Source organism: Streptomyces sp. NPDC006368 (assembly GCF_040612535.1).
In the GTDB taxonomy this organism is placed as follows: Bacteria; Actinomycetota; Actinomycetes; order Streptomycetales; family Streptomycetaceae; genus Streptomyces.
In genome coordinates this window covers 54,800-76,621 of record NZ_JBEXQK010000001.1, presented here as the reverse complement: position 1 = coordinate 76,621, position 21,822 = coordinate 54,800, and the positions used below count along the sequence as shown (strand labels likewise).

Annotated in this window: 20 protein-coding genes and 3 pseudogenes; 8 read left to right on the top strand and 15 right to left on the bottom strand. The window is 71.9% G+C overall.

The genetic code is table 11. From position 1 onward, the window contains the following. Positions 1-11: 11 nt before the first annotated feature. The 4 genes from ABZZ38_RS00400 to ABZZ38_RS00385 form a co-directional block, all read right to left on the bottom strand. A complete protein-coding gene (locus ABZZ38_RS00400) occupies positions 12-1,403 on the bottom strand; it encodes an NADH-quinone oxidoreductase subunit D (protein ID WP_356734285.1) in 1,392 nt (463 codons plus the stop codon). Further along, positions 1,400-2,128: an NADH-quinone oxidoreductase subunit C gene (locus tag ABZZ38_RS00395; RefSeq protein WP_356734284.1), complete on the bottom strand. Its 729-nt coding sequence runs from the start codon at positions 2,126-2,128 to the stop codon at positions 1,400-1,402. The genes ABZZ38_RS00400 and ABZZ38_RS00395 overlap by 4 nt, the downstream gene beginning before the upstream one ends. Before the next feature lie 169 nt (positions 2,129-2,297). After that, positions 2,298-2,852, bottom strand: coding sequence for an NADH-quinone oxidoreductase subunit B (locus tag ABZZ38_RS00390; RefSeq protein ID WP_064070020.1), 555 nt, complete (start codon positions 2,850-2,852; stop codon positions 2,298-2,300). Between the two features lie 27 nt (positions 2,853-2,879). Continuing rightward, on the bottom strand, positions 2,880-3,239 hold the full coding sequence (locus tag ABZZ38_RS00385; protein WP_003956195.1) for an NADH-quinone oxidoreductase subunit A: 360 nt from the start codon (positions 3,237-3,239) through the stop codon (positions 2,880-2,882). Positions 3,240-3,932: 693 nt separating this feature from the next. Between ABZZ38_RS00385 and ABZZ38_RS00380 the strand changes: the two genes are divergently transcribed. After that, complete coding sequence (locus ABZZ38_RS00380) at positions 3,933-4,781, top strand: C40 family peptidase (RefSeq protein ID WP_356734282.1); 849 nt, start codon at positions 3,933-3,935, stop codon at positions 4,779-4,781. A 381-nt stretch (positions 4,782-5,162) separates the two neighbouring features. Here ABZZ38_RS00380 and ABZZ38_RS00375 read toward each other — a convergent pair whose 3' ends face one another. Next, positions 5,163-6,455 carry a geranylgeranyl reductase family protein gene (locus tag ABZZ38_RS00375; protein ID WP_356734281.1) on the bottom strand — a complete coding sequence of 431 codons (1,293 nt, stop codon included), beginning with the start codon at positions 6,453-6,455 and terminating at the stop codon, positions 5,163-5,165. Between the two features lie 99 nt (positions 6,456-6,554). Here ABZZ38_RS00375 and ABZZ38_RS00370 point away from each other — a divergent pair, with 99 nt between their 5' ends. Further along, entirely contained in the window at positions 6,555-7,076 is a 522-nt protein-coding gene (locus tag ABZZ38_RS00370; protein WP_356734280.1) for a GNAT family N-acetyltransferase, read from the top strand. A gap of 238 nt (positions 7,077-7,314) precedes the next feature. Here the strand turns inward: ABZZ38_RS00370 and ABZZ38_RS00365 are convergent, their stop codons facing one another. The 4 genes and pseudogenes from ABZZ38_RS00365 to ABZZ38_RS00350 form a co-directional block, all read right to left on the bottom strand. After that, entirely contained in the window at positions 7,315-8,010 is a 696-nt protein-coding gene (locus ABZZ38_RS00365; protein WP_356734279.1) for a demethylmenaquinone methyltransferase, read from the bottom strand. A 70-nt stretch (positions 8,011-8,080) separates the two neighbouring features. After that, positions 8,081-8,680: a hypothetical protein gene (locus tag ABZZ38_RS00360; protein WP_356734278.1), complete on the bottom strand. Its 600-nt coding sequence runs from the start codon at positions 8,678-8,680 to the stop codon at positions 8,081-8,083. A gap of 7 nt (positions 8,681-8,687) precedes the next feature. Continuing rightward, positions 8,688-9,887, bottom strand: coding sequence for a cyclic dehypoxanthinyl futalosine synthase (mqnC, locus tag ABZZ38_RS00355; protein ID WP_356734277.1), 1,200 nt, complete (start codon positions 9,885-9,887; stop codon positions 8,688-8,690). 154 nt (positions 9,888-10,041) lie between these two features. Next, positions 10,042-11,743, bottom strand: a pseudogene (locus ABZZ38_RS00350) (serine/threonine-protein kinase). 181 nt (positions 11,744-11,924) lie between these two features. On the opposite strand from ABZZ38_RS00350, the gene ABZZ38_RS00345 reads away from it, so the two are divergent. Next, a complete protein-coding gene (locus ABZZ38_RS00345; RefSeq protein ID WP_356734276.1) occupies positions 11,925-12,944 on the top strand; it encodes an alpha/beta hydrolase-fold protein in 1,020 nt (339 codons plus the stop codon). Between the two features lie 113 nt (positions 12,945-13,057). On the opposite strand, the gene ABZZ38_RS00340 is transcribed toward ABZZ38_RS00345, so the two are convergent. Then, positions 13,058-13,936 (bottom strand): menaquinone biosynthesis protein, encoded by an 879-nt coding sequence (locus ABZZ38_RS00340; protein ID WP_356734275.1) that lies wholly within the window; start codon positions 13,934-13,936, stop codon positions 13,058-13,060. Positions 13,937-14,207: 271 nt separating this feature from the next. Here ABZZ38_RS00340 and ABZZ38_RS00335 point away from each other — a divergent pair, with 271 nt between their 5' ends. Both ABZZ38_RS00335 and ABZZ38_RS00330 read left to right on the top strand, forming a co-directional pair. Further along, positions 14,208-14,411: a cold-shock protein gene (locus ABZZ38_RS00335; protein WP_003967102.1), complete on the top strand. Its 204-nt coding sequence runs from the start codon at positions 14,208-14,210 to the stop codon at positions 14,409-14,411. Positions 14,412-14,553: 142 nt separating this feature from the next. After that, a complete protein-coding gene (locus ABZZ38_RS00330; protein WP_356734274.1) occupies positions 14,554-14,985 on the top strand; it encodes a DUF1992 domain-containing protein in 432 nt (143 codons plus the stop codon). A gap of 7 nt (positions 14,986-14,992) precedes the next feature. Here the strand turns inward: ABZZ38_RS00330 and ABZZ38_RS00325 are convergent. From ABZZ38_RS00325 to ABZZ38_RS00315, 3 genes and pseudogenes are all read right to left on the bottom strand, one after another. Continuing rightward, a pseudogene (locus ABZZ38_RS00325) lies at positions 14,993-15,238 on the bottom strand (NUDIX domain-containing protein); the annotation flags it as partial. A gap of 4 nt (positions 15,239-15,242) precedes the next feature. Beyond that, complete coding sequence (locus ABZZ38_RS00320; RefSeq protein ID WP_356734625.1) at positions 15,243-16,391, bottom strand: MFS transporter; 1,149 nt, start codon at positions 16,389-16,391, stop codon at positions 15,243-15,245. A gap of 90 nt (positions 16,392-16,481) precedes the next feature. Beyond that, positions 16,482-17,087, bottom strand: coding sequence for a dihydrofolate reductase family protein (locus ABZZ38_RS00315; protein ID WP_356734273.1), 606 nt, complete (start codon positions 17,085-17,087; stop codon positions 16,482-16,484). Positions 17,088-17,248: 161 nt separating this feature from the next. Between ABZZ38_RS00315 and ABZZ38_RS00310 the strand changes: the two genes are divergently transcribed. From ABZZ38_RS00310 to ABZZ38_RS00300, 3 genes and pseudogenes are all read left to right on the top strand, one after another. After that, complete coding sequence (locus ABZZ38_RS00310) at positions 17,249-18,055, top strand: maleylpyruvate isomerase family mycothiol-dependent enzyme (protein WP_356734272.1); 807 nt, start codon at positions 17,249-17,251, stop codon at positions 18,053-18,055. Between the two features lie 250 nt (positions 18,056-18,305). Continuing rightward, positions 18,306-18,518 (top strand): annotated as a pseudogene (locus tag ABZZ38_RS00305) (short chain dehydrogenase); the annotation flags it as partial. A gap of 5 nt (positions 18,519-18,523) precedes the next feature. After that, on the top strand, positions 18,524-19,477 hold the full coding sequence (locus ABZZ38_RS00300) for a MaoC/PaaZ C-terminal domain-containing protein (RefSeq protein WP_356734623.1): 954 nt from the start codon (positions 18,524-18,526) through the stop codon (positions 19,475-19,477). On the opposite strand, the gene ABZZ38_RS00295 is transcribed toward ABZZ38_RS00300, so the two are convergent. Together ABZZ38_RS00295 and ABZZ38_RS00290 are read right to left on the bottom strand one after the other, a co-directional pair. Then, a complete protein-coding gene (locus ABZZ38_RS00295; protein WP_356734621.1) occupies positions 19,443-20,060 on the bottom strand; it encodes a TetR/AcrR family transcriptional regulator in 618 nt (205 codons plus the stop codon). The genes ABZZ38_RS00300 and ABZZ38_RS00295 overlap by 35 nt on opposite strands. 124 nt (positions 20,061-20,184) lie before the next feature. Then, positions 20,185-21,522, bottom strand: coding sequence for a dicarboxylate/amino acid:cation symporter (locus ABZZ38_RS00290; protein ID WP_356734271.1), 1,338 nt, complete (start codon positions 21,520-21,522; stop codon positions 20,185-20,187). Positions 21,523-21,822 lie beyond the last annotated feature (300 nt).

The window sequence follows — 21,822 nt, the reverse complement described above, 5'->3', positions numbered from 1 at the left end:
AGAAACATCTGTCACCGGTCGACGCCTCCCATCACGGGGTCGATGGACGCGACGGCGACGATGACGTCGGCGAGCTGGCCGCCCTCGCACATCGCCGCCATGGCCTGCAGGTTGGTGAACGACGGGTCGCGGAAGTGGACCCGGTAGGGGCGGGTGGAGCCGTCGGAGACGACGTGCACGCCGAGCTCGCCCTTGGGTGACTCGACCGCCGTGTAGGTCTGTCCGGCCGGCACGCGGAAGCCCTCGGTGACCAGCTTGAAGTGGTGGATCAGGGCCTCCATGGAGGTGCCCATGATCTTCTTGATGTGGTCGAGGGAGTTGCCGAGGCCGTCCGGGCCGAGCGCGAGCTGCGCGGGCCAGGCGATCTTCTTGTCGGCGACCATCACCGGGCCCGGCTCCAGCCGGTCCAGGCACTGTTCGATGATCCGCAGCGACTGGCGCATCTCCTCCAGCCGGATGAGGAAGCGGCCGTACGCGTCGCAGGTGTCGGCGGTCGGGACGTCGAACTCGTACGTCTCGTAGCCGCAGTACGGGTCGGTCTTGCGCAGGTCGTGCGGGAGTCCGGCCGAGCGGAGGATCGGGCCGGTGGCGCCGAGCGCCATGCAGCCGGCCAGGTCGAGATAGCCGATGTCCTGCATGCGCGCCTTGAAGATCGGGTTGCCGGTGGCGAGCTTGTCGTACTCCGGCAGGTTCTTCTTCATGGTCTTGACGAACTCGCGGAGCTGGTCGATGGCGCCGGGCGGCAGGTCCTGGGCGAGGCCGCCGGGGCGGATGAACGCGTGGTTCATGCGCAGGCCGGTGATCAGTTCGTAGAGGTCGAGGATGAGCTCACGGTCCCGGAAGCCGTAGATCATGATCGTGGTGGCGCCGAGCTCCATGCCGCCGGTGGCGATGCACACCAGGTGGGAGGAGAGCCGGTTGAGCTCCATCAGCAGGACGCGGATGACCGTCGCCCGGTCGGGGATCCGGTCCTCGATGCCGAGGAGCTTCTCCACGCCCAGGCAGTACGCCGCCTCGTTGAAGAACGGCGTCAGGTAATCCATGCGCGTGACGAACGTGGTGCCCTGCGTCCAGGTCCGGTATTCGAGGTTCTTCTCGATGCCGGTGTGGAGGTAGCCGATGCCGCAGCGGGCCTCGGTGACGGTCTCGCCGTCGATCTCCAGGATGAGCCGCAGCACGCCGTGCGTGGACGGGTGCTGGGGGCCCATGTTCACGACGATGCGCTCGTCGTCGGCCTTGGCCGCGGACTGGACGACCTCGTCCCAGTCGCCGCCGGTGACCGTGTAGACGGTGCCCTCGGTGGTCTCGCGGGCGTCGGCCCGAGGAGCATCGGAAAGGTGCGTCCCGGAGGGACCCGACGCGGGGTGGTGGCCGGGAGACGGGTGGGCGTGTGGGGTGGTCACGAGTACGACCTCCGCTGGTCCGGAGCCGGGATCTGGGCGCCCTTGTACTCGACGGGGATGCCGCCGAGGGGGTAGTCCTTGCGCTGCGGGAAGCCCTGCCAGTCGTCCGGCATCATGATCCGGGTGAGGGCGGGGTGGCCGTCGAAGATCAGGCCGAAGAAGTCGTACGTCTCGCGCTCGTGCCAGTCGTTGGTCGGGTAGACCGTGACGAGCGACGGGATGTGCGGATCGGCGTCGGGGGCGGAGACCTCCAGCCGGATGAGCCGGCCGTGGGTGAGCGAGCGCAGGTGGTAGACGGCGTGCAGCTCGCGGCCCTTGTCACCGGGGTGGTGGACGCCGCTCACGCCCGTGCACAGCTCGAAGCGCAGGGCCGGGTCGTCGCGCAGGGTGCGGGCGACGCGGACCAGGTGCTCGCGGTCGATGTGGAAGGTCAGCTCCCCGCGGTCCACGACCGTCTTCTCGATGGCGTTCCCGGGCAGGAGTCCCTGTTCCTCCAGGGCGCCTTCGAGCTCGTCGGCGACCTCGTCGAACCAGCCGCCGTAGGGGCGGGGGGTCGCGCCGGGCAGGCGTACGGAGCGGACGAGGCCGCCGTAGCCGGTGGTGTCGCCGCCGTTGTCGGCGCCGAACATGCCGCGCTGGACCCGGATCTCCTCGCCGTGGTCGCCGCGCTGCCCGGGCAGGTTCTGCGCGCTGAGGTCCTTGTCGGGATTCGGCTGGTCGCTCACAGTGCCGTCTCCTTCTCCCCCAGGGCCGGCGCCTGGGTGGTGCCCGTGTCTGAGCCCGCGCTCGGGGTACGGCCCGCCGGAGGCAGGGGGAGCAGCGGCTCGCCTTCCGTCGTCCTCCGCGGCCCGGCGGCCGCCCCGCCGCGGCAGCGGCGGGTGTACCGGTCGTCGCTCACCTCAGCAGCCCCTTCATCTCGATCGTCGGCAGCGCCTTGAGCGCCGCCTCCTCCGCCTCGCGGGCCGCTTCCCTCGCGTTGACGCCCAGCTTGGAGCCCTGGATCTTCTGGTGGAGCTTGAGAATCGCGTCCATCAGCATCTCCGGACGCGGTGGGCAGCCCGGCAAGTAGATGTCGACGGGCACGATGTGGTCGACGCCCTGCACAATCGCGTAGTTGTTGAACATTCCGCCCGATGACGCACAAACCCCCATGGAGATCACCCACTTCGGGTTCGGCATCTGGTCGTAGACCTGACGCAGGACGGGCGCCATCTTCTGGCTGACCCGGCCGGCCACGATCATCAGGTCGGCCTGGCGCGGTGAGCCGCGGAAGACCTCCATGCCGAAGCGGGCCAGGTCGTAGCGCCCGGCGCCCGTCGTCATCATCTCGATGGCGCAGCAGGCGAGGCCGAAGGTCGCGGGGAAGACGGACGCCTTGCGCACCCAGCCCGCTGCCTGTTCGACCGTCGTGAGCAGAAATCCGCTCGGCAGCTTCTCTTCGAGTCCCATGTCGGTGCCCCTCAGCCCCTTAAGTCCTCAGTCCCATTCCAGGCCGCCGCGCCGCCACACGTACGCGTAGGCGACGAAGACGGTGAGCACGAAGAGCAACATCTCCACGAGCCCGAAAAGCCCCAGGGCGTCGAAGCTGACGGCCCAGGGGTAGAGGAAGACGATCTCGATGTCGAAGACGATGAAGAGCATCGCCGTCAGGTAGTACTTGATGGGGAAGCGACCGCCGCCGGCCGGAGTGGGTGTCGGCTCGATACCGCACTCGTATGCCTCGAGCTTCGCCCTGTTGTACCGCTTTGGACCGATAAGTGTGGCCATGACCACGGAGAAGATCGCAAACCCTGCCCCGAGGGCGCCGAGCACGAGGATGGGCGCGTAGGCATTCACGCTCCTCGCTCCTTCCAGTCGTCCTTGACCGTTGGACCGCACGGGCGTTTCGTCTCGCCGCCTCGCGAAAGATCGTGCACATGTGAGGCAGTTCACAAGCCCGACTGCTTTGCATCCTATGCCTGTCGATCTGTGATCTGCGACACGGGGTGCGACAACGTCTTTGTGATCTCCACCACCTGGCCAAGGATCATGAATTCGGATGAACGCCGATCTTGATACGCGTCGCGTTCGGATGACTACTAGACGTGACGAACCGGCCTGTTACCGCTGGTCGGAGGGGTCGCGCCCTATCAAGGGATGGCACGTACAGGCAAATTCGCTCTGGACTCGCATGGGTGATAGAGGAGCTCACCTCACTCGCCCGAGGGGCCCGCGGGGACCGGAGTGGACGCGTGCGCGCATTCACGATCTTTCGGGCACCGGACCGGCGCCCCCTCCGTGACCTGCGTCACTCCCCTCACACGCTGAGAAAAGCGGGCTTGGCCACGGGCGTGAAGGGGTGGTAGGCGCACCGCAATTCGGACGTTTCGCGGAAAGCCCATGATCACGGGCATGATCACGAGAGTCCGCAATGTCCGTTACGGCGTCAATAAGGGCGCCACGGCAGCGGATTCACACATTCCAGACGCAACTGTGGCGCAAACCACGTTTCTTGAAGGGAACCGTCATGCCCTGATAGCGGTTGTACTCATGTCCCACACCGCTCACATACCCAGCCACCGGAAGCCCCGCCGCAGCTCCTCCAAGCTCGCGCTGCGCGCCGGAGTTGCCGGTGGCGTCCTCAGCACCATCGCGGTGGCCGGTGCCGCCGGTCCGGCCCAGGCCGAGCCGGTGACCGACACCATCGAGATGCCCACGCTCAACGGCGACCTCTCCACGAACCTGTCGAGCGCCGTCGCCGCCTCCGCCGAGGCGACGCAGCAGATCGCCCTCGACACCGAGCTGCAGGCCCTGGAGGACGCGTCGGCCGCCAAGGCCGCGAAGGAAGCCAAGCAGGCCAAGCAGGAGGCCGAGCGCAAGGCGGAGGCCGAGCGCAAGGCGGCGGAGAAGGCCCGCGCCGAGGCCCGGGAGCGCGCCAACCGCACCTCCGAGCGCACCACCCTCTCCGCCTCCGCCTCCGCAACCGTCTCCGACTCCGGCCGGGACTCCGACGAGGGCGGCTCCTACGACTCCGCGCCGGCCACCGGCTCCGCCGCGGCGATCGTCGCCTTCGCCCGCGCCCAGGTCGGCGACGCGTACGTCATGGGCGGCACCGGTCCGAACTCCTGGGACTGCTCCGGTCTCGTCCAGGCCGCCTACCGCCAGGCCGGCATCGACCTGCCGCGCGTCTCGGGCGCCCAGTCGAGCATGGGCACCTCCGTCTCGCTCGACAACCTCCAGCCCGGCGACATCCTCTACTGGGGCAGCCGGAGCAACTCGTACCACGTCGCCATCTACGTGGGCGGCGGCCAGTTCGTCGGCGCGCAGAACCCCGGCACCGGGGTCGTCGAGCGGTCGCTCGACTACGACGCGCCGTCCGGCGCGGTCCGCCTGCTCTGAGACACGGCCACCGGCCGAGGCGCATGCCGTCCGGTACGCGCCACAGGGCCGTCGCTCTCCCGCTCGGGGAGGGAGCGACGGCCCTTCGCCGTGCCGCCCCCGCCCGGCACGGCGTCACCGCGCGGCACGGCCCCGCTGCGGCACCCGTCGGCAGACCCTGAACGGCGAGCCGACCCCGCGATGGTCACGCCCGAACGAGGGCCGGGAACGTGACGACGGACGCCTCGGGGTCGCGTTCGTCGGCGACCGTACGGGCCGGGCCGCCCGCGAGGGAGCCGGGCAGCGCCACGCGGGCGGTCCGCCGCTTCGCCCGGTCCTGCTTGGGCGTACCGGGACCCCCGGCTGCCTCATACGGCCCCCGTCGACGTGCCGGACGGGCCCTCAGGCCTTCGGGGCCACCTTCGTCAGGCCGTTGATGATGCGGTCCATCGCGTCGCCGCCCGTCGGGTCGGTCAGGTTGGCGAGGAGCTTCAGCGTGAACTTCATCAGCATCGGGTGCGTCAGGCCGCGCTGCGTCGCGAGCTTCATGACCTTCGGGTTGCCGATGAGCTTCACGAAGGCGCGGCCGAGCGTGTAGTAGCCGCCGTAGGTGTCCTTGAGGATCTTCGGGTATGCCTGGAGGACGAGTTCCCGCTGGGCCGGGGTCCGGCGGGCGTGTGCCTGGACGATGACGTCGGCGGCGATCTGCCCCGACTCCATGGCGTACGCGATGCCCTCGCCGTTGAACGGGTTGACCAGGCCGCCCGCGTCGCCGACCAGCAGCAGGCCGCGGGTGTAGTGCGGCTGGCGGTTGAAGGCCATCGGGAGCGCGGCGCCGCGGATCGGGCCGGTCATGTTCTCGTCGGTGTAGCCCCACTCCTCCGGCATCGAGGCGCACCAGGCCTTGAGGACCTCCCGCCAGTCCAGCTCCTTGAAGGAGTGGGAGGTGTTGAGGACGCCCAGGCCGACGTTCGAGGTGCCGTCGCCCATGCCGAAGATCCAGCCGTAGCCGGGCAGCAGCCGGTCCTCGCCCGGGCCGCGGCGGTCCCACAGCTCCAGCCAGGACTCCAGGTAGTCGTCCTCGTGGCGGGGTGAGGTGAAGTACGTGCGGACGGCGACCCCCATGGGGCGGTCCTCGCGCCGGTGGAGCCCCATGGCGAGGGACAGGCGCGTGGAGTTGCCGTCGGCGGCGACCACGAGCGGGGCGTGGAAGGTGACCGGCACCTTCTCCTCACCGAGCCTGGCGTGGACGCCGGTGATCCGGCCGGTACGGTCGTCGATGACCGGGGCGCCGACGTTGCAGCGCTCGTAGAGGCGCGCGCCGGCCTTCTGCGCCTGCCGGGCGAGCTGCTCGTCGAAGTCGTCGCGCTTGCGGACCAGTCCGTAGTCCGGGTAGCTGGCCAGCTCAGGCCAGTCCAGCTGGAGGCGCACCCCGCCGCCGATGATCCGCAGGCCCTTGTTGCGCAGCCAGCCCGCCTCTTCGGAGATGTCGATGCCCATCGCGACCAGCTGCTTGGTGGCGCGGGGGGTGAGCCCGTCGCCGCAGACCTTCTCGCGCGGGAAGGCGGTCTTCTCCAGGAGCAGGACGTCGAGGCCCGCCTTGGCGAGGTGGTACGCGGTCGCGGAGCCGGCCGGGCCCGCCCCGACGACGATCACATCCGCGGTGTGTTCGGAGAGGGGCTGCTGCTCGGTCACGGCGGGGTCTCCCGAATACTCGAAATTACGTACCGGACGGCACAGGTCAGGTGCAGTCTAGGGGGGCGCACCGATCAGCCGACCCGAAGGGCCACCCCGATGACCGAACCGCTTCCTGTCGTTCAGTCCGCCGTGCGCCTGCGTGTGCCGACCGACGAGGACGCGTACGCCTGGCACCAGGTCTTCAACGACGTCGAGGTGATGCGGTACGTCGGCGGCCGGCCCGCGGAGCTCTCGCTCTACCAGGAGATGACGGCCCGCCAGCGACGGCACGACGCCGAGCACGGCTTCTGCCTGTGGACCCTGCTCGACGAGAACGGCGAGGTCGTCGGCTTCACCGGCGCGCAGCCGTGGCTGCGGGAGTGGGGCCCGGTGGGTGAGACGGAGATCGGCTGGCGGCTCGCCCGGCCCGCGTGGGGCAGGGGGTACGCGACGTCCGCCGCGCGCACGACGCTGGAACGCCTGCGGGCGGCCGGCGTCCGGCGGGTGGTGGCGATGGTCGAGGAGGGCAACGACCGCTCGGCGTCGGTGGCCCGGCGCCTGGGGATGGAACGGTCGGAGACCTACGCGATCCCGGGCACGGACGCGGTGGCGCACTGCTTCCGGCTGGAGCTGGGCTAGGCGCCCGGTCCCGGACGCGGCGGGGCGGGGCGGGGTGGGCTTGGGGGCGGGGCGGCCCCCGGCCGGATTGGGCCGGGTTCCGCCGTGGAGACGAGCGCCGGGGACATGGGGGGCGGCCGGGTGTCGCCGGGTTCCGGCCGGGCTGCGATCTGGTGGCCGAGGCCGAGCGGCCCGCCCGCCGTGGGCCGCGCGGGCGCGGCCCCGGACGGGAGGTGGCGCGGGGTGGCCAGGTGCGCGGCTACGCCGGCTTCGAGGCGCGGTGGAGGGCCACGACGCCGCCCGTCAGGTTGCGCCAGGCCACCTTCGACCAGCCGGCCTTCTGGAGGAGCCCGGCCAGCGTGGGCTGGTCGGGCCAGGTCTGGATGGACTCGGCGAGGTACACGTACGCGTCCGGGTTGGACGAGACCGCGCGGGCGACCGGCGGCAGCGCGCGCATCAGGTACTCCTCGTACACCGTCCGGAACGGCGCCCACGTCGGGTGCGAGAACTCGCAGATGACGACCCGTCCGCCCGGCTTCGTCACCCGGTACAGCTCGCGCAGCGCCGCGTCGGTGTCCTGGACGTTGCGCAGCCCGAAGGAGATCGTGACCGCGTCGAACACCCCGTCCGCGAACGGCAGCTTCGTCGCGTCACCCGCCGTCAGCGGCAGCCAGGGATGGCGCCGCTTGCCCTCGCTCAGCATGCCGAGCGAGAAGTCGCACGGTACGACGTACGCACCGGCCCGCGTGAACGGCAGCGAGGAGGTGCCGGTGCCCGCCGCCAGGTCCAGGACCTTCTGGCCCGGCCGGGCGTCGACGGCCTTCGCGACCTCCTTGCGCCACCGCCGGTCCTGGCCGAGCGAGAGCACGTCGTTGGTGAGGTCGTAGTTCGCCGCGACGTCGTCGAACATCGAGGCGACTTCGTGCGGCTGCTTGTCCAGGCGTGCTCGGGTCACGGGTGTTCGGCCTCGCTTGTCTCGGATACGGGGCGGTGTGCTGCGTCCGCCATTGTCTCAGCCGCCTCCGTCAGCGGCGCCGATGGACCAGGCGGCCACTCAGCACCGTCGCCACGCAGGTCGAGGCGCCGAGCCGCACGAGTCCGGCCCGGTCCGGTACGTCGAACACAGCGAAGCGGGCGGGGCCGCCCGGCGTCAGCCGCGGCAGCAGGACGAGCGGCACCGGGGAGAACGACGGGGGGCCCGGAAGGACCGCCGGGCGCCGGCCGACGACGAGACCGGCCCGGCGCACCGCGTCCACGGCGGCCCGGCCGCGCAGTTCACCGGCGATGGCGACCGTCCCGTGCGCCAGCATCCGCTGCACCCCGCGCCGCGCGCTGGCACCCCGCCGTGACTCGTCGGCGCGGAAGATGGCCTGCGCGCGTGCCCCGGTGATCGGCTCGGTGCCGAGCGCGTCGGCCTCGCGCGGGTCCGGGTGGTAGGCGCCTTCGAGCAGCTCGGGCCCGTACGGGTTGAGCAGCCCGGGTGTGAGGATGCCGGGCCACCGCCGGGTCCGGGCCTGCGGAAAGGCGGCTGCCAGTTCCTCGTACGGGCCGACGGCGGCGACGTACGCGCCGTCGACGAGGACGGCGGTCTCGGGCGACGCCTCGGCGACGTGGATCGTCTGCACCGGCGCGTCAGTTGGCGCTGAGCAGCTTGAGCTCGGGGTGGGCCGTGCCGCCCTCGATGGCGGTGGAGGAGATGTGCGAGGCGACGCGGTCGTCGACGGGGTCGTTCGCCGGGTCGTCGTGGACGACGATGTGCTCGTACGTCGTCGTCCGCTGCGCCGGGACGCGCCCCGCCTTGCGGATCAGGTCGATGATCTCCAGCCGGTTCGAGCGGTGCCTGGCGCCCGCCGAGGAGACGACGTTCTCCTCCAGCATGATCGAGCCGAGGTCGTCCGCGCCGTAGTGCAGCGACAGCTGGCCGATCTCCTTGCCGGTGGTCAGCCAGGAGCCCTGGATGTGGGCGACGTTGTCGAGGAAGAGCCGCGCGATGGCGATCATGCGGAGGTACTCGAAGAGGGTGGCCTGCGTGCGGCCCTTCAGGTGGTTGTTCTCCGGCTGGTACGTGTACGGGATGAACGCGCGGAAGCCGCCCGTCCGGTCCTGCACGTCGCGGATCATGCGCAGGTGCTCGATGCGCTCGGCGTTCGTCTCGCCCGTGCCCATGAGCATCGTGGACGTGGACTCGACGCCCAGCCCGTGCGCGATCTCCATGATCTCCAGCCACCGCTCGCCGGACTCCTTGAGCGGCGCGATCGCCTTGCGCGGGCGCTCCGGCAGCAGTTCGGCACCGGCGCCCGCGAAGGAGTCGAGGCCGGCGGCGTGGATGCGGGTGATCGCCTCCTCGACGGAGACTCCGGAGATACGGGCCATGTGCTCCACCTCGGACGCGCCGAGGGAGTGGATGACCAGCTGCGGGAACTCCTTCTTGATGGCCGCGAAGTGCTTCTCGTAGTACTCCACGCCGTAGTCCGGGTGGTGCCCGCCCTGGAACATGATCTGGGTGCCACCGAGCTCGACGGTCTCGGCGCAGCGGCGCAGGATGTCGTCCAGGTCCCGGGTCCAGCCCTTGGCGGTGTCCTTCGGGGGCGCGTAGAAGGCGCAGAACTTGCACGCGGTGACGCACACGTTCGTGTAGTTGATGTTGCGCTCGATGATGTACGTCGCGATGTGCTCCGTACCGGCGTAACGCCGCCTCCGCACCGCGTCCGCCGCCGTGCCGAGCGCGTGGAGCGGGGCCGACCGGTAGAGGTCGAGCGCCTCCTCGGAGGTGATCCGCCCACCCTCGGCGGCGCGGTCGAGGACGGACTGAAGGTCGGCCTTCTCGGTCACCGGGTGTCCCTTTCGGCAGGGTTGTGGACGGACCGAACCAGCCTACGCCAGCCACTTTCGCCCCTTGTCGGCAAGGTCGGCCGGTGCGGCCGGTGTGGCTGGTGCGCCCGGTGCGGCGGTTCGGCCGGTACGCCGCCCCGGTCCCGGGGCCCGGTCAGCCCGCGCGTCGCAGCGTGGCCTTCGGGGTGCCCGCCCGCGCCTCGTCCGAGGCGTACGTCAGCTGCTCGCCCTTCAGCGTGAGCGTGACCGTGTGCGCGTCGCCGGTGCACCGGTTGCCGGACTTGCCGCTGGAGGCGCCCCGGGCGACGAGGACGTTCCCGGAGACGCCGCGCAGCACCAGGTCGTCCTCGCAGGCGAAGTTGCCGAGCGCGTCGAACTGGTTGACCGTCCCGATCCTGGCGCCCTTCCGCCCCTCCGTGACGACCACGGTGAACGAGCCCGCCGTCACGTTCCGGCCGAGCAGATTCACCGTGAAGGGGCCCTTCCAGGTCCCGATGAACTCCTTCGGCACGGAGGAGGAGGGCGCCGTGCCCTCCGACGCGTCCCCGGGGGGCCGCGACGCCGCCGCGCCACCGTCCTTCTGGGCGTTGTCACCCCCGGGGAGGAGGTCCAGGAGGACCGCGCCGCCGACCGTCACCGCCGCCAGGGCGCCCGCGACCGCGAGGGCGACCGTGCAGCTGAGCCGCCGGCCCCGGCCCGCCGTCGCCGGCTCCGACGTCGCGCTCACCGAGAGGGAGACCGGCGTACGGGGCGGCGGGACCGCGTCCGCCGTCGGGAGCCGGTCGACGGGCGGGCCGAAGACGCCCCCGGCCGGGGCGCCCGCCGCCGCCCGGGGGCCCGCTCCCGGCCCGGCTCCCGGCCCCGCTCCCGGGCTCACCGCCGGGCTGCTGAACGGCACCGGCCCGGAGCCCGACGGGTCGGCCGCCGCCGGTTCGAGGTCCAGCAGCCGCACCGCCTCCCGGCTCGCCTCCGCCACCAGGGCGCCGGGCAGCCAGCCGTTCGGCCACCAGCGCCGCAGCCCCCTCGGGCGCCAGCCGCCGGGCCACCTCTCCCGGCGTGGGACGGGCGGCCGGGTCCTTGGCCAGGCACGCGGTGACCAGGTCCCGCAGGTCACCGGTGAGGGCACCGCCCAGCTCGGGCTCCTCGTGGACGACCTTGTAGAGGAGGGCGGCCGAGGAGTCACCGGGGAAGGGCGCCTCGCCGGTCGCCGCGTACGCCAGGACCGCGCCCAGCGAGAAGACGTCCGCCGCGCCGGTCACGCTCTCGCCCAGGATCTGTTCGGGCGCCATGTAGCCGGGTGAGCCGACCGACACACCGGTCGACGTGAGCGAGGCGGTGCCCTCCGTCGCGCGGGCGATGCCGAAGTCGATCAGGCGCGGCCCTCCCCCGGCGCCTTCGGCCTGGGCGGAGCCCCCGAGCGCGAGAAGGACGTTCGACGGCTTGACGTCACGGTGGACGAGCCCGTGCCCGTGCACGGCGTCCAGTGCCTCGGCGAGTCCCGCGCCCAGCGCCCGTACCGTGTGCGCGGGCAGCGGGCCGTGCCGGGTGACGGCCAGGGCGAGCGAGGGCCCGCTGACGTACCCGGTCGCGACCCACGGGACGGGCGCCTCCGGGTCGGCGTCCAGCACCGGCACGGTCCACCGCGCCCCGACGCGCCGCACCGACTCCACCTCCCGCCGGAACCGCGCCCGGAACTCCTCGTCCAGCGCGAAGTGCGGGTGCACCACTTTCACTGCGACGGTGCGCCCGCCCTCGCTCCGGGCGAGGTACACGCGGCCCATACCGCCCGCACCGAGCCTGCCGAGCAGCCGGTACGGGCCGATGGCCCTCGGCTCGCCGGCTTCCAGCGGCTGCATGCGCCCGCCCCCGATCCCCGTAGTCGTCGCTCTCAGCAGCGTAGAGGGCGCGCGTGGGCGGGATCACGGGGATCGGCCGGGCAACCGGACGAACCGGACGGGCACTTCGGACATCTAGTACGCCGCCAGTACGTCACAGAAGACACACCTGCCCTGAACGAACCGAACCGGAGTGCCCCTCATGAAGCGCCGCCTGGTCACCGCCGTCGCCCTCGGCTCGCTCGCCGTGCTCACGGGCTGCTCCGACGAGGGCGCGCCGCTCTCCTTCGACGGCCCGACCGCCGCCGCGCCCGCGCCCTCGGAGACGAAAGGGGGAGCGGCGCGGGAACGGGGCGCGAAAACCGTGATGCCGACCGGCCCGAAGGCGGAGTTCACCACCCAGAACACGATCGAGGACGGCACCAGGATCGGTGTGACGACCCTGCACGGCAAGAAGTCGGGCTTCACGGGCAAGGTCTGGGTCTGGGCGCCCCAGCAGTATTTCGACCCGGCGTACGCGCGCAGCGGGTTCCCCGTGCTGATCGCGCTGCCCGGCGGCAACGGCTATCCGAACAATTACTGGATGGGCACCGACCTCAAGCTGCAGAGCAGCATCAGCACGTGGTCCCGGGAGGGCCGCAGCCTTCCCTTCCTCGTCGTGATGCCGGTCCTCAACCCGGACGCCGAGCACTACTACGACGGCAGCGATATCCCGGGGCAGCCGAAAATGGGCACCTGGATGACGGAGGACGTTCCCGATTTCGTCAGGGCGAATTTCCGTACGTTCGCCTCCCGGGACGGCTGGGCGTTCATGGGGTCGTCCTCCGGCGGCTTCGTCGGCCTGAAATCCGTGCTGAAGCACCCGGACAAGTTCAAGGCCGTCATCGCCTCCGGGCCGGACACGGAGCCGGACTCACCGCTGTGGGCGGGGCACGAGAAGGAGCGGCGGGCGAACGACCCCAAGGAGCTGGCCCGGGCGCTCGGCGCGAAGCCGGACTCCGGGGGCGGGGACGTCTATCTGGCGTTCCAGGCGGGCAGCGAGGAATCCGCGCTGGACGACGTCAGGTCCTTCATCGGCACGTACACCAAGGGCCCGGTGAAGACCCGCCTCCAGGTGATCGAGGGCGGCGGGCACAACGCCAGGACCTATGTGAAGGGCATGGGGGACGGCTCGATCCAGTGGATCAGCGCGCACATGCAGGCGCCCATCCCGTCACGCTAGTCACACCCGTCACACCGGTCACGCCAGGCACGCGGTCCGGGGCCGCGCCGAGTCACGCGGTCACACGGTCCGGGGCACGCCGTCAGCCGTCCCGCCTTTATGCCGTCCCGCCGTCACGCCGTCAGCAACTCGACCCGCACGTCCGCCGCGAACCCGGTCGTCGGCCCGGTCCGGCGGGCGAACTCCCGTACCCCGGCGAGCTGGTCGGGCCCGAAACGGAAGTCCAGGGTGGTGAAGTACCTCTCCAGCAGCCGCGCGTCGAAGGTCTCCCAGCGCGCGGCCTGCTCGGCCACCTTGGCGACCTCCTCCAGCGACAGGTCCCGCGAGGCCAGGAACGCCTCGTGCACCTGGCGGGTCATGCGCGGCTCCCGGGCCAGGTAGTCCTTGCGCACCGCCCACACCGCGAACACGAACGGCAGCCCCGTCCACTCCTTCCACATCAGCCCCAGGTCATGGACCTCCAGGCCGAGCCTCGGCGCGTCGTGCAGGGAGGCGCGCAGGGCGGCGTCCCCGATCAGCACCGCCGCGTCCGCCTCCTGCATCATCACGCCGAGGTCGGGCGGGCAGGTGTAGTAGTGGGGCGTCACGCCGTACCGCTCGGCGAGCAGCAGCTGCGCCAGGCGCACGGAGGTGCGGGAGGTGGAGCCGAGCGCGACGCGCGCCCCGTCCAGACTCTCCAGCGGGCGCTGCGAGACGATCACGCAGGACATGACCGGTCCGTCGCAGCCGACCGCGAGGTCGGGGAAGGCGACGAGGTCGCCGGCGTGGCGCAGGTACTCGACGAGGGTGATCGGACCGATGTCGAGATCGCCGCGCACCAGTTGCTCGCTGAGCTTCTCCGGGGTGTCCTTCGTGAGCTCCAGGTCGAGAAGCGTTCCGGTGCGCGCCAGGCCCCAGTACAGGGGCAGGCAGTTCAGGAACTGGATGTGCCCGACACGCGGCCGGGTCGCTCGCTGCTGCTGCCCGTGGTGACAGTCGGTTGAATTGTCCACATCGTGAGGCTAGACCCGCGCCGTGCGGCGCGTGTGACGGGGTGGGCGCCACCGGCGCCGAACTCGCGATCGAGATGTTCAAACCTCCGGGTGGGGTGATCTTTACCTCTACCGCTTCCCGGATGGCGCGTGCTAGGCTCGGCGCAAGTTGCAGTTTGGTTTCCCTTGCAGTACAGAGCCTGCGGAGCATGTGACCCGCAGGCTTTTGTAGTTTTCAGACTTGTTTGGCAGGTTCTGGAGCAGGGCAACCCTTTGGCCCATAGGAGGGCTCATGGCTACCGGAACCGTCAAGTGGTTCAACGCTGAAAAGGGCTTCGGCTTCATCGCCCAGGACGGCGGCGGCCCGGATGTCTTCGTCCACTACTCCGCGATCAACGCGTCCGGTTTCCGCTCCCTCGAGGAGAACCAGGTCGTGAACTTCGACGTCACCCAGGGCCCGAAGGGCCCGCAGGCGGAGAACGTCACCCCGGCCTGATTCGGCCCGGGTCGGCGATCGCGCACGACTTAGCAGTACCCAAGGAGTCTTTTCCGTACGTCCCCACGGGCGTACGGAAAAGGCTCCTGCCTTTTTGCCCGGCCGCTGCCGGGACCGGTCGCTCCCGCCTACGATCGAAGGCATGACCGAACGCAAACCGCCCGGCGTCGGCTTCGAGTCATGGGTCGACCGGCAGATCCGCGAGGCGACGGAGCGCGGTGACTTCCGGGAGCTGTCCGGCCTCGGCGAACCCCTCCCCGACGACACCGCCCCGTACGACGAGCTGTGGTGGGTCAAGGGCAAGATGCACCGCGAGGGCGTCGCCCCCGTCCTGCCGCCCGCGCTCGCCCTCCGCAAGGAGGCCGAGGACGCGCGGGAGGCGGCGCGGGGGGCGGCGAGCGAGGCGCAGGTGCGCCGGATCGCCGCCGGGATCAACGAGAAGATCGAGGAAGCCCTCCGCCGGCCGCCGGCGGGCCCGCCGCTGCGGCTCGCACCGTTCGACGAGGAGGAGCTGGTGCGGGAGTGGCGGTCCCGGCGGGGCTCCGGCCATGGCCACGGCACCGGCCACGACTGATACGCGCGTGCTCCCAGGTGCACAGCAGCGGCCCGGGGGCGACGCCGGTCCAGCCGCTCTCCTCACGCGGTTCGCGCAGGGCGGCCTCGCGCGGTTCGCGCAGGGCGGCCTCGCGGGGCGTCTCGCCCGGTTCCAGGCCGCCGCCGGCATGGGCTCGGTGGACGCCGACCTCTTCGTTGTCGTACCGGAAGGGGAAGACGGCGCCGTCGGGGCCGAGGACGGCGGCACGGGCCGCCTGTCGGGGTGTTCGCATGGCGTCACTTCTCCCTGAGCAGATGACGGGCCAGGCCCGCGGTGGCCAGTACGGCGACGAGGCCGGTCACGCCCGGCCAGCCGAGGTGCGGGTACGCGCGGGTCGCGGCCCAGGAGCCGAGGCCGCCGCCGAGGAACGCGCACACCATGTACGCCGTGTTGAGGCGGCTGCGCGCCTCGGGGCGCAGGGCCCAGATGCGGACCTGGTTGGCGACCATGCCGGACTGCATCGCGACGTCGAGCAGCAGGGTGCCCGCCACCAGGGCGGCCAGGCCCACCGCCCCGCCCCGGCCGCCGAGGGCGAGGACGGCGGCCGAGACGAGGACCGCGAGGAAGCAGACGAGGTTGACCGCGTCCGAGCCCCGGCGGTCGACCTGGCGGCCCGCGGCCGGGGTGGCGAGCATCGTGGCGATGTTGACGAGGGCGAGGAGCCCGACGGCCTGCGCGCCCAAGCCGTACGCCGGACCCGTGAGCAGCAGGGCGGCGCCGGTCCACACGGCGGTGAACGCGCCGAACACCGTCGCCTGGTAGAAGCAGGAGCGGCGCAGTTCGGGCTCGGTGCGCAGCAGGCGCAGTGAGGCGGCGAGCAGCGCCGGGTACGGCTGCCGCCCCGCCGGGGGCGCCGTCGTCGGCAGCGTACGGGCCAGGATCGCGGCGATGAGCAGCGAGGCGGCCCCGGCGAGCAGGTACGGGGCGCGCCAGCCCAGCCACTCGCCGAGCGCCCCGCCGACCGCGCGGGACAGGAGCATCCCGCCGATGGACCCGGCCAGCAGGGTGCCGGTGACGGCGCCGCGCCGGTCCTCGCTCACCAGGCCGGCGGCCATGGGCGCGATGAGCGGCGCGACGACGGTCACCACGCCGACCAGCGCGCTCGCCGCGATGAGCGGCGCCGGCCCGGGGGCGCCGCTCGCGGCGAACAGGCTCACGCCGGTGACCCCGAGGAGGGTGACGATCAGCGGGCGGTGCCGGAAGCGGTCGCCGAGCGGTACGAGGAGGAGGATCCCGGCCGCGTACCCGAACTGCGCCGCCGTCACGACGAGGGCGGCCGTGTCCGGCGGAACGCGCAGGCCGGTGGCGATCAGCGGGCTGATGGCCTGCGGGAAGTAGATGTTGCCGACGGCCACCCCGCACGCGACGGCCAGAAGCAGCACCATGGGGCGGCTCAGGACGGCCTGTCTCTCGGTCGGCACCGCACCACGATCGCCCTCGGCCACGCTCCCGCACAAACGGTTTTGCAGGGGACCTCAGGCGTACCGCACCCGGTAGCGCAGGTGCGTGACGTCCTTGCCCTCGGCGAGGGAGATGGGGCCCTCGAACTCGTACGGCGCGCCCTTGAGGTCGGTGAAGAACGGCGTTCCGCCGCCGAGGAGCACCGGTACCAGGTCCACGCCGACCTCGTCGAGGAGCCCGGCGTCCAGGCACTGCTGGGCGATCGTGCCGGCGTTGACCCCGACGTGCTTGCCTTCCCCGGCCAGCTCCCGGGCGAGCGCGACGGCCCGTTCCACGCCCTCCGTGACGAAGTGGAACGGCGCGTCCGGGCGGGGCCAGCCGTCCGGTACGGAGTGGGTGACGACCACGACGGGCACACCCATCGGATGGTTGCCGCCCCACCCCTGCGTCTGGTCGAACAGCTTGCGCCCGACGACCAGGGCGCCCGTCTTCTGGACGATCCGCCGCCAGTGGGTGGCGCTGACGTCGGTGAGCCGGAAGGTCAGCTCCGGGTGCGTGGTCTCGATGGTGACGTCGCCGTTCTCGTACCACTTGAACAGCTTGTCGAAGCCGGTCTCGTCGGGGCCGGAGATGTACCCGTCGAGGGACATGCTGGCGCCGGTGTACACCTTGGTGATCATGCTGGTCTCCTTCGTCGGTCGTGTGAAGGGTGGACCGGCGGCGGGGCCGAAAGTCATCGGTGCGGGGGCGGGTCATGGCGGCGGCCTCGCGGCTTGCGAAGCCGGGCCCCCGGCGTAGCGTGAGTCGTGTCTCGGGGAGCACACCCCAGGGAGCGCACACCATGGTCACCACCGCACCGGCCGCCGCCCTCGACATTCCCCGTACCCTCGTCACGCGGGCCCGCTCCGTGAACGACGCGGAGGTCCGGGCGACGGTGGCCGCGCTGGCCGGGCTGGCTCCCGGCGACTGGGCACGTGACACGGCTTGCGCGGGCTGGACGGTGCGGGACGTCGCCGCGCACGTGGTGGGCCAGTTCGAGGAGTTGCCGCGGCCCTGGCTGATGATCGGCCGCGTCCTGCTCGCCCGCCGGCGACATCCGCGGCTGACCCCTCTCGCGGGGCACAACCAGTGCCAGGTCGACGCCCGGCGCTCCGTACCGCCCGACGACCTGATCGCGCTGTTGCGCCGGTTCGGCCGGCAGGGCGTGCGCGGGGTGGACCGCGTTCCGGCCGGCGTACGGCGGCGGATCCGTCTCAGCCCGCTCTTCCCCGAGTCGAAGGAACTGGCCGAGGACTCCATGGACTATCTGGCCCGGGTCCTGATCGCGCGGGACACCTGGATGCACCGCGTGGACATCTGCGACGCCACCGGTCAGGAGTTCGCCTTCGGCAGCCATGACGGGGAGATCGTCGGCCAGGTGCTGCTGGACCTCGCCCTGCGGTGGAGCGGTCCTCCGGTGCTGCTGGACCTGGGCGGCCCGGTCGGTGGCCGCTGGGCCCTGGGCCGTGGCGCGCCCGCGGTGACCGTCCACGCGGACGCCGTCACGCTGATGCGCCACCTCTCGGGCCGGCCGCCGCGCGGCCCCCTCGACTGCGAGGGCGCGGTGGACGCCGCCGAGGCGGTCCGTGCGGCCCGTGTCGCGTTCTGAGCCGGCGGCACCACGGCCGACCCGCGTACGGCGGTCCGCACGGGCGCGGGCGACCGCCTGTCGACGAACTCCTGACCCACGAGTAACCTCGCCCGGGAGAAACCGAGGACGGACCGGGCAGGGGGACAGGACCATGGCCGACCGCAGTCACCCCCTCGTGCGAAGCGTCACGACGGACGGCCGGATCGTCGCGCTCGGCGCCCCGCTCGCCCTGACGCGCCGTCATTGGGCGGCTGCGCGACGGGCCCTGGTCAACGCGGTCGCGCCCGGCTGCGCCGATACGTGGCCGACGGCCGCCCGACCGCTGCTCACCCGGGAGGCGGGCCGCCGCACGAACTCCCAGGCGCGGAGCGGTCCTCCGGTCGATGTCGCAAGGACCACGGCCCGGCTCACGGACCCCGTCCCGGCCCCGGTGAACGGGCAGGCCGCACGCGGCCGCGGCCGGTCCCCGCTGGGCGCGTGACGCCCGTGAACCTGTTCGCCACCCTCGCGCTCGGCGCCCTGTCCTCCCCCTTCAAGCGCCCCGGCCGCCGCCCCGGCGCCACCGTCCCTGCCCCCGCCCCCACGCTCCGGATCGTGGAGCCGGACCTGCGCGTCGACCCGAACCGCCTGGCCGCGTACGCCCGGATCTGCGGTTTCCCCGGCACGGGGCCGCTGCCGCTCCCGTACCCGCACGTCCTGGCGTTCCCGGCGGCGATGCGGCTGATGGCCGCGCCGGGGTTCCCGCTGCCGCTGCCCGGGCTCGTCCACACCTGGATCGAGGTGACCGGGCACCACCCCCTGCTCCCCGGTGACCGCCCCGAACTGACGGTGTATGTCGCCGGCATGGCCCCGCACCGGCGCGGCACCGAGGCGACGGTCGTCACCGAGGCGCGGCTGGCGGGCGAGCTGGTCTGGGCTTCGCGCAGCGGGTACCTGGCCCGGCACCGTACGAACGCGGGCACGGAACCGGACCCGGACCCGGGCGCCGCGGAAACGGACCCGCGCGCCCCGGTAACGGACCCGGACCCGGAAGCGAACGCGGGCCCGGTCACCGCCCCCGGCCCGGTCACCGCCGCCGGCCCGGACGAGCGCCCGCACATCCCGCCACCGCCCGCCCGCGCCCAGTGGCTCCTGCCCGCCGACCTCGGCCGCCGCTACGGCGCCGCCTCCGGCGACCGCAACCCCATCCACCTGCACCCGCTCACCGCGCGGGTCTTCGGTTTCCCCCGGCCCATCGCCCACGGCATGTGGACGTTCGCCCGCTGCCTCGCCGAGTGGGAGCCCCTGGCGAGCGCCCGCGTCCGCGCCGACTTCCGGGCGCCCGTACCGCTCCCCGGCACCGTCACGTACGCCGCCGACCCCCCTGAAGGAACGTTTCAGCTGCGTACCGGCGAGACGGTCCACCTCACCGGGACGGTGACCAGCGCTGCCCGTCCATGAGGTTGCCGAGCCCCGTCCAGGCGAAGTTCATCAGGGTCGCCGCCGCCTCTTTCGCACTGACGCCCGGTGTCTCGTTCGCCCATCCGGCGAGCGACTCGGCCGCGCCGACGAGCGCCTGGGCGAGGCCCGCCACATCCCGCTGCCCGAACTCCGGTTCCTGCCGCGCCTCGCGTGACGCCGCACCGATCAGCTCGGTGACGAACGCCGTGATCTCGTCGCGCATCGCCGCCACCTCCCCGGCGAACGGCTCCCCGTGCGTCCGCGCCTGCCGGTGCAGCACCGACCAGCCGTCGGGGTTCTCGGCGGTGTGCGTGAAGAACGCCGTGAGCCCCGCCCACAGTTGCTCGTCGGCCGGCGGACCGGGCCGTACCGCGCCGCGGACGGCCGCGACCAGCGCGGCGGCCTCCCGCCGGATGCACGCGGTGAACAGGTCCTCCTTGGAGTTCAGGTACAGGTACACCAACGGCTTGGACACGCCCGCCAGTTCCGCGATCTCGTCCATGGACGCCGCGCGGTAGCCCCGCTGCCCGAAGGTCCGTACGGCCGCGTCCATCATCTGCTGCTCGCGCACGGCCCGCGGCATCCGCTTCGCCCTGGCTCCCGCACCCGTGCTCTTCACGGCCCCTACCTCCCACCTTTCGGTAGCGCACAGCCTAAGTGCCCCCGGTCCGGCAGCGGACCAGGGGCACTTGGGGGCGGCGGCGGTGCTACGCGGCGACCGGCACGGAGACCTTCCGCTCGGCCTCGCGCGCGTCGTACTCGTCGACCGGGGACGACGGGGCCGCGTTGTACGCGTCCAGGTCCAGGATCTTCTCGCGGGCGGCGACGACGACCGGGACGAGCGCCTGGCCGGCGACGTTCGTGGCCGTACGCACCATGTCCAGGATCGGGTCGATCGCCATCAGCAGGCCGACGCCCTCCAGGGGCAGGCCCAGCGTGGAGAGGGTCAGCGTCAGCATCACCGTCGCACCGGTCAGACCGGCGGTGGCGGCGGAGCCGATGACCGACACGAAGGCGATCAGCAGGTAGTCGCCGATGCCCAGCTGCACGTCGAAGATCTGCGCGATGAAGATCGCGGCGAGGGCCGGGTAGATCGCGGCGCAGCCGTCCATCTTGGTGGTGGCGCCGAACGGGACGGCGAAGGAGGTGTACTCCTTCGGCACGCCGAGACGCTCGGTGACCTTGACCGTGACCGGCATGGTGCCGACGGACGAGCGGGAGACGAACGCCAGCTGGATGGCGGGCCAGGCGACCTTGAAGAACTGAACGGGGTTCACCTTGGCGACGGTCGCCAGCAGCAGCGGGTAGACGCCGAACAGGACCAGCGCGCAGCCGATGTAGATGTCGGCGGTGAAGGTGGCGTACTTGCCGATCAGGTCCCAGCCGTAGTCGGCGATGGCGTAGCCGATGAGGCCGACGGTGCCGATCGGGGCGAGGCGGATGACCCACCACAGGGCCTTCTGCAACAGCTCCAGCACGGCCTCGCTGAGGGTGAGGATCGGCTGCGCCTTGTCGCCCAGCTTGAGGGCGGCGATGCCAGCGACGGCGGCCATGAAGACGATCTGGAGGACGTTCAGCTCGGTGAACGGCGTGATGACGTCCGTCGGGATGATGCCGGTGAGGAAGTCGAGCCAGGAGCCGGCCTTCTCGGGCGCCTTGCCGTCCTTCGGGGTCAGGCCGGTTCCGGCGCCCGGGTTGGTGAGCAGGCCGATCGCGAGGCCGATGGCGACGGCGATCAGCGACGTGATCATGAACCAGAGCAGGGTGTGGGCGGCCAGCCGGGCGGCGTTGTTGACCTTCCGCAGGTTGGTGATGGACACCAGGATGGCGAAGAAGACGAGCGGGGCGACCGCCAGCTTCAGCAACTGGACGAAGATGTGGCCGACCTGGTCGAGCGTGGTGTACAGCCACTGCACGTCGTGGGCGCGGGTGACCCAGCCGAGGAGGACGCCGAGGACCAGACCGGCGACGATCTGGGCCCAGAAGGGGACCTTGGGTATGCGGCGGGTGGGGTTCTCGGTGCTCGCGGACGCGGACACGGACACACTCCAGTAGGGCGTATCGGGGAATACGGGACGGGGGTGCGGCGCACGCGCGCTACAGGCGGCGCCGCTGCATGATGCCGGGTCAGACCTCGCGGCAACAGACCGCGGACATACAGCGGCACAGGTCGACATGCAGGCGCGCCACGAGCGGGGGGCTCATGGCTTCACGGGGGCGCACAGCTGTCTTCACATCGAACACGTTAACACTTGTACTTTGAGATCCTCAAAGCAGTTCTTTGGGACACGGGCCCCGGGAGGCCTCCCGGACGGGCCCGGGAACGCCAACACCCCCGTGCGAAG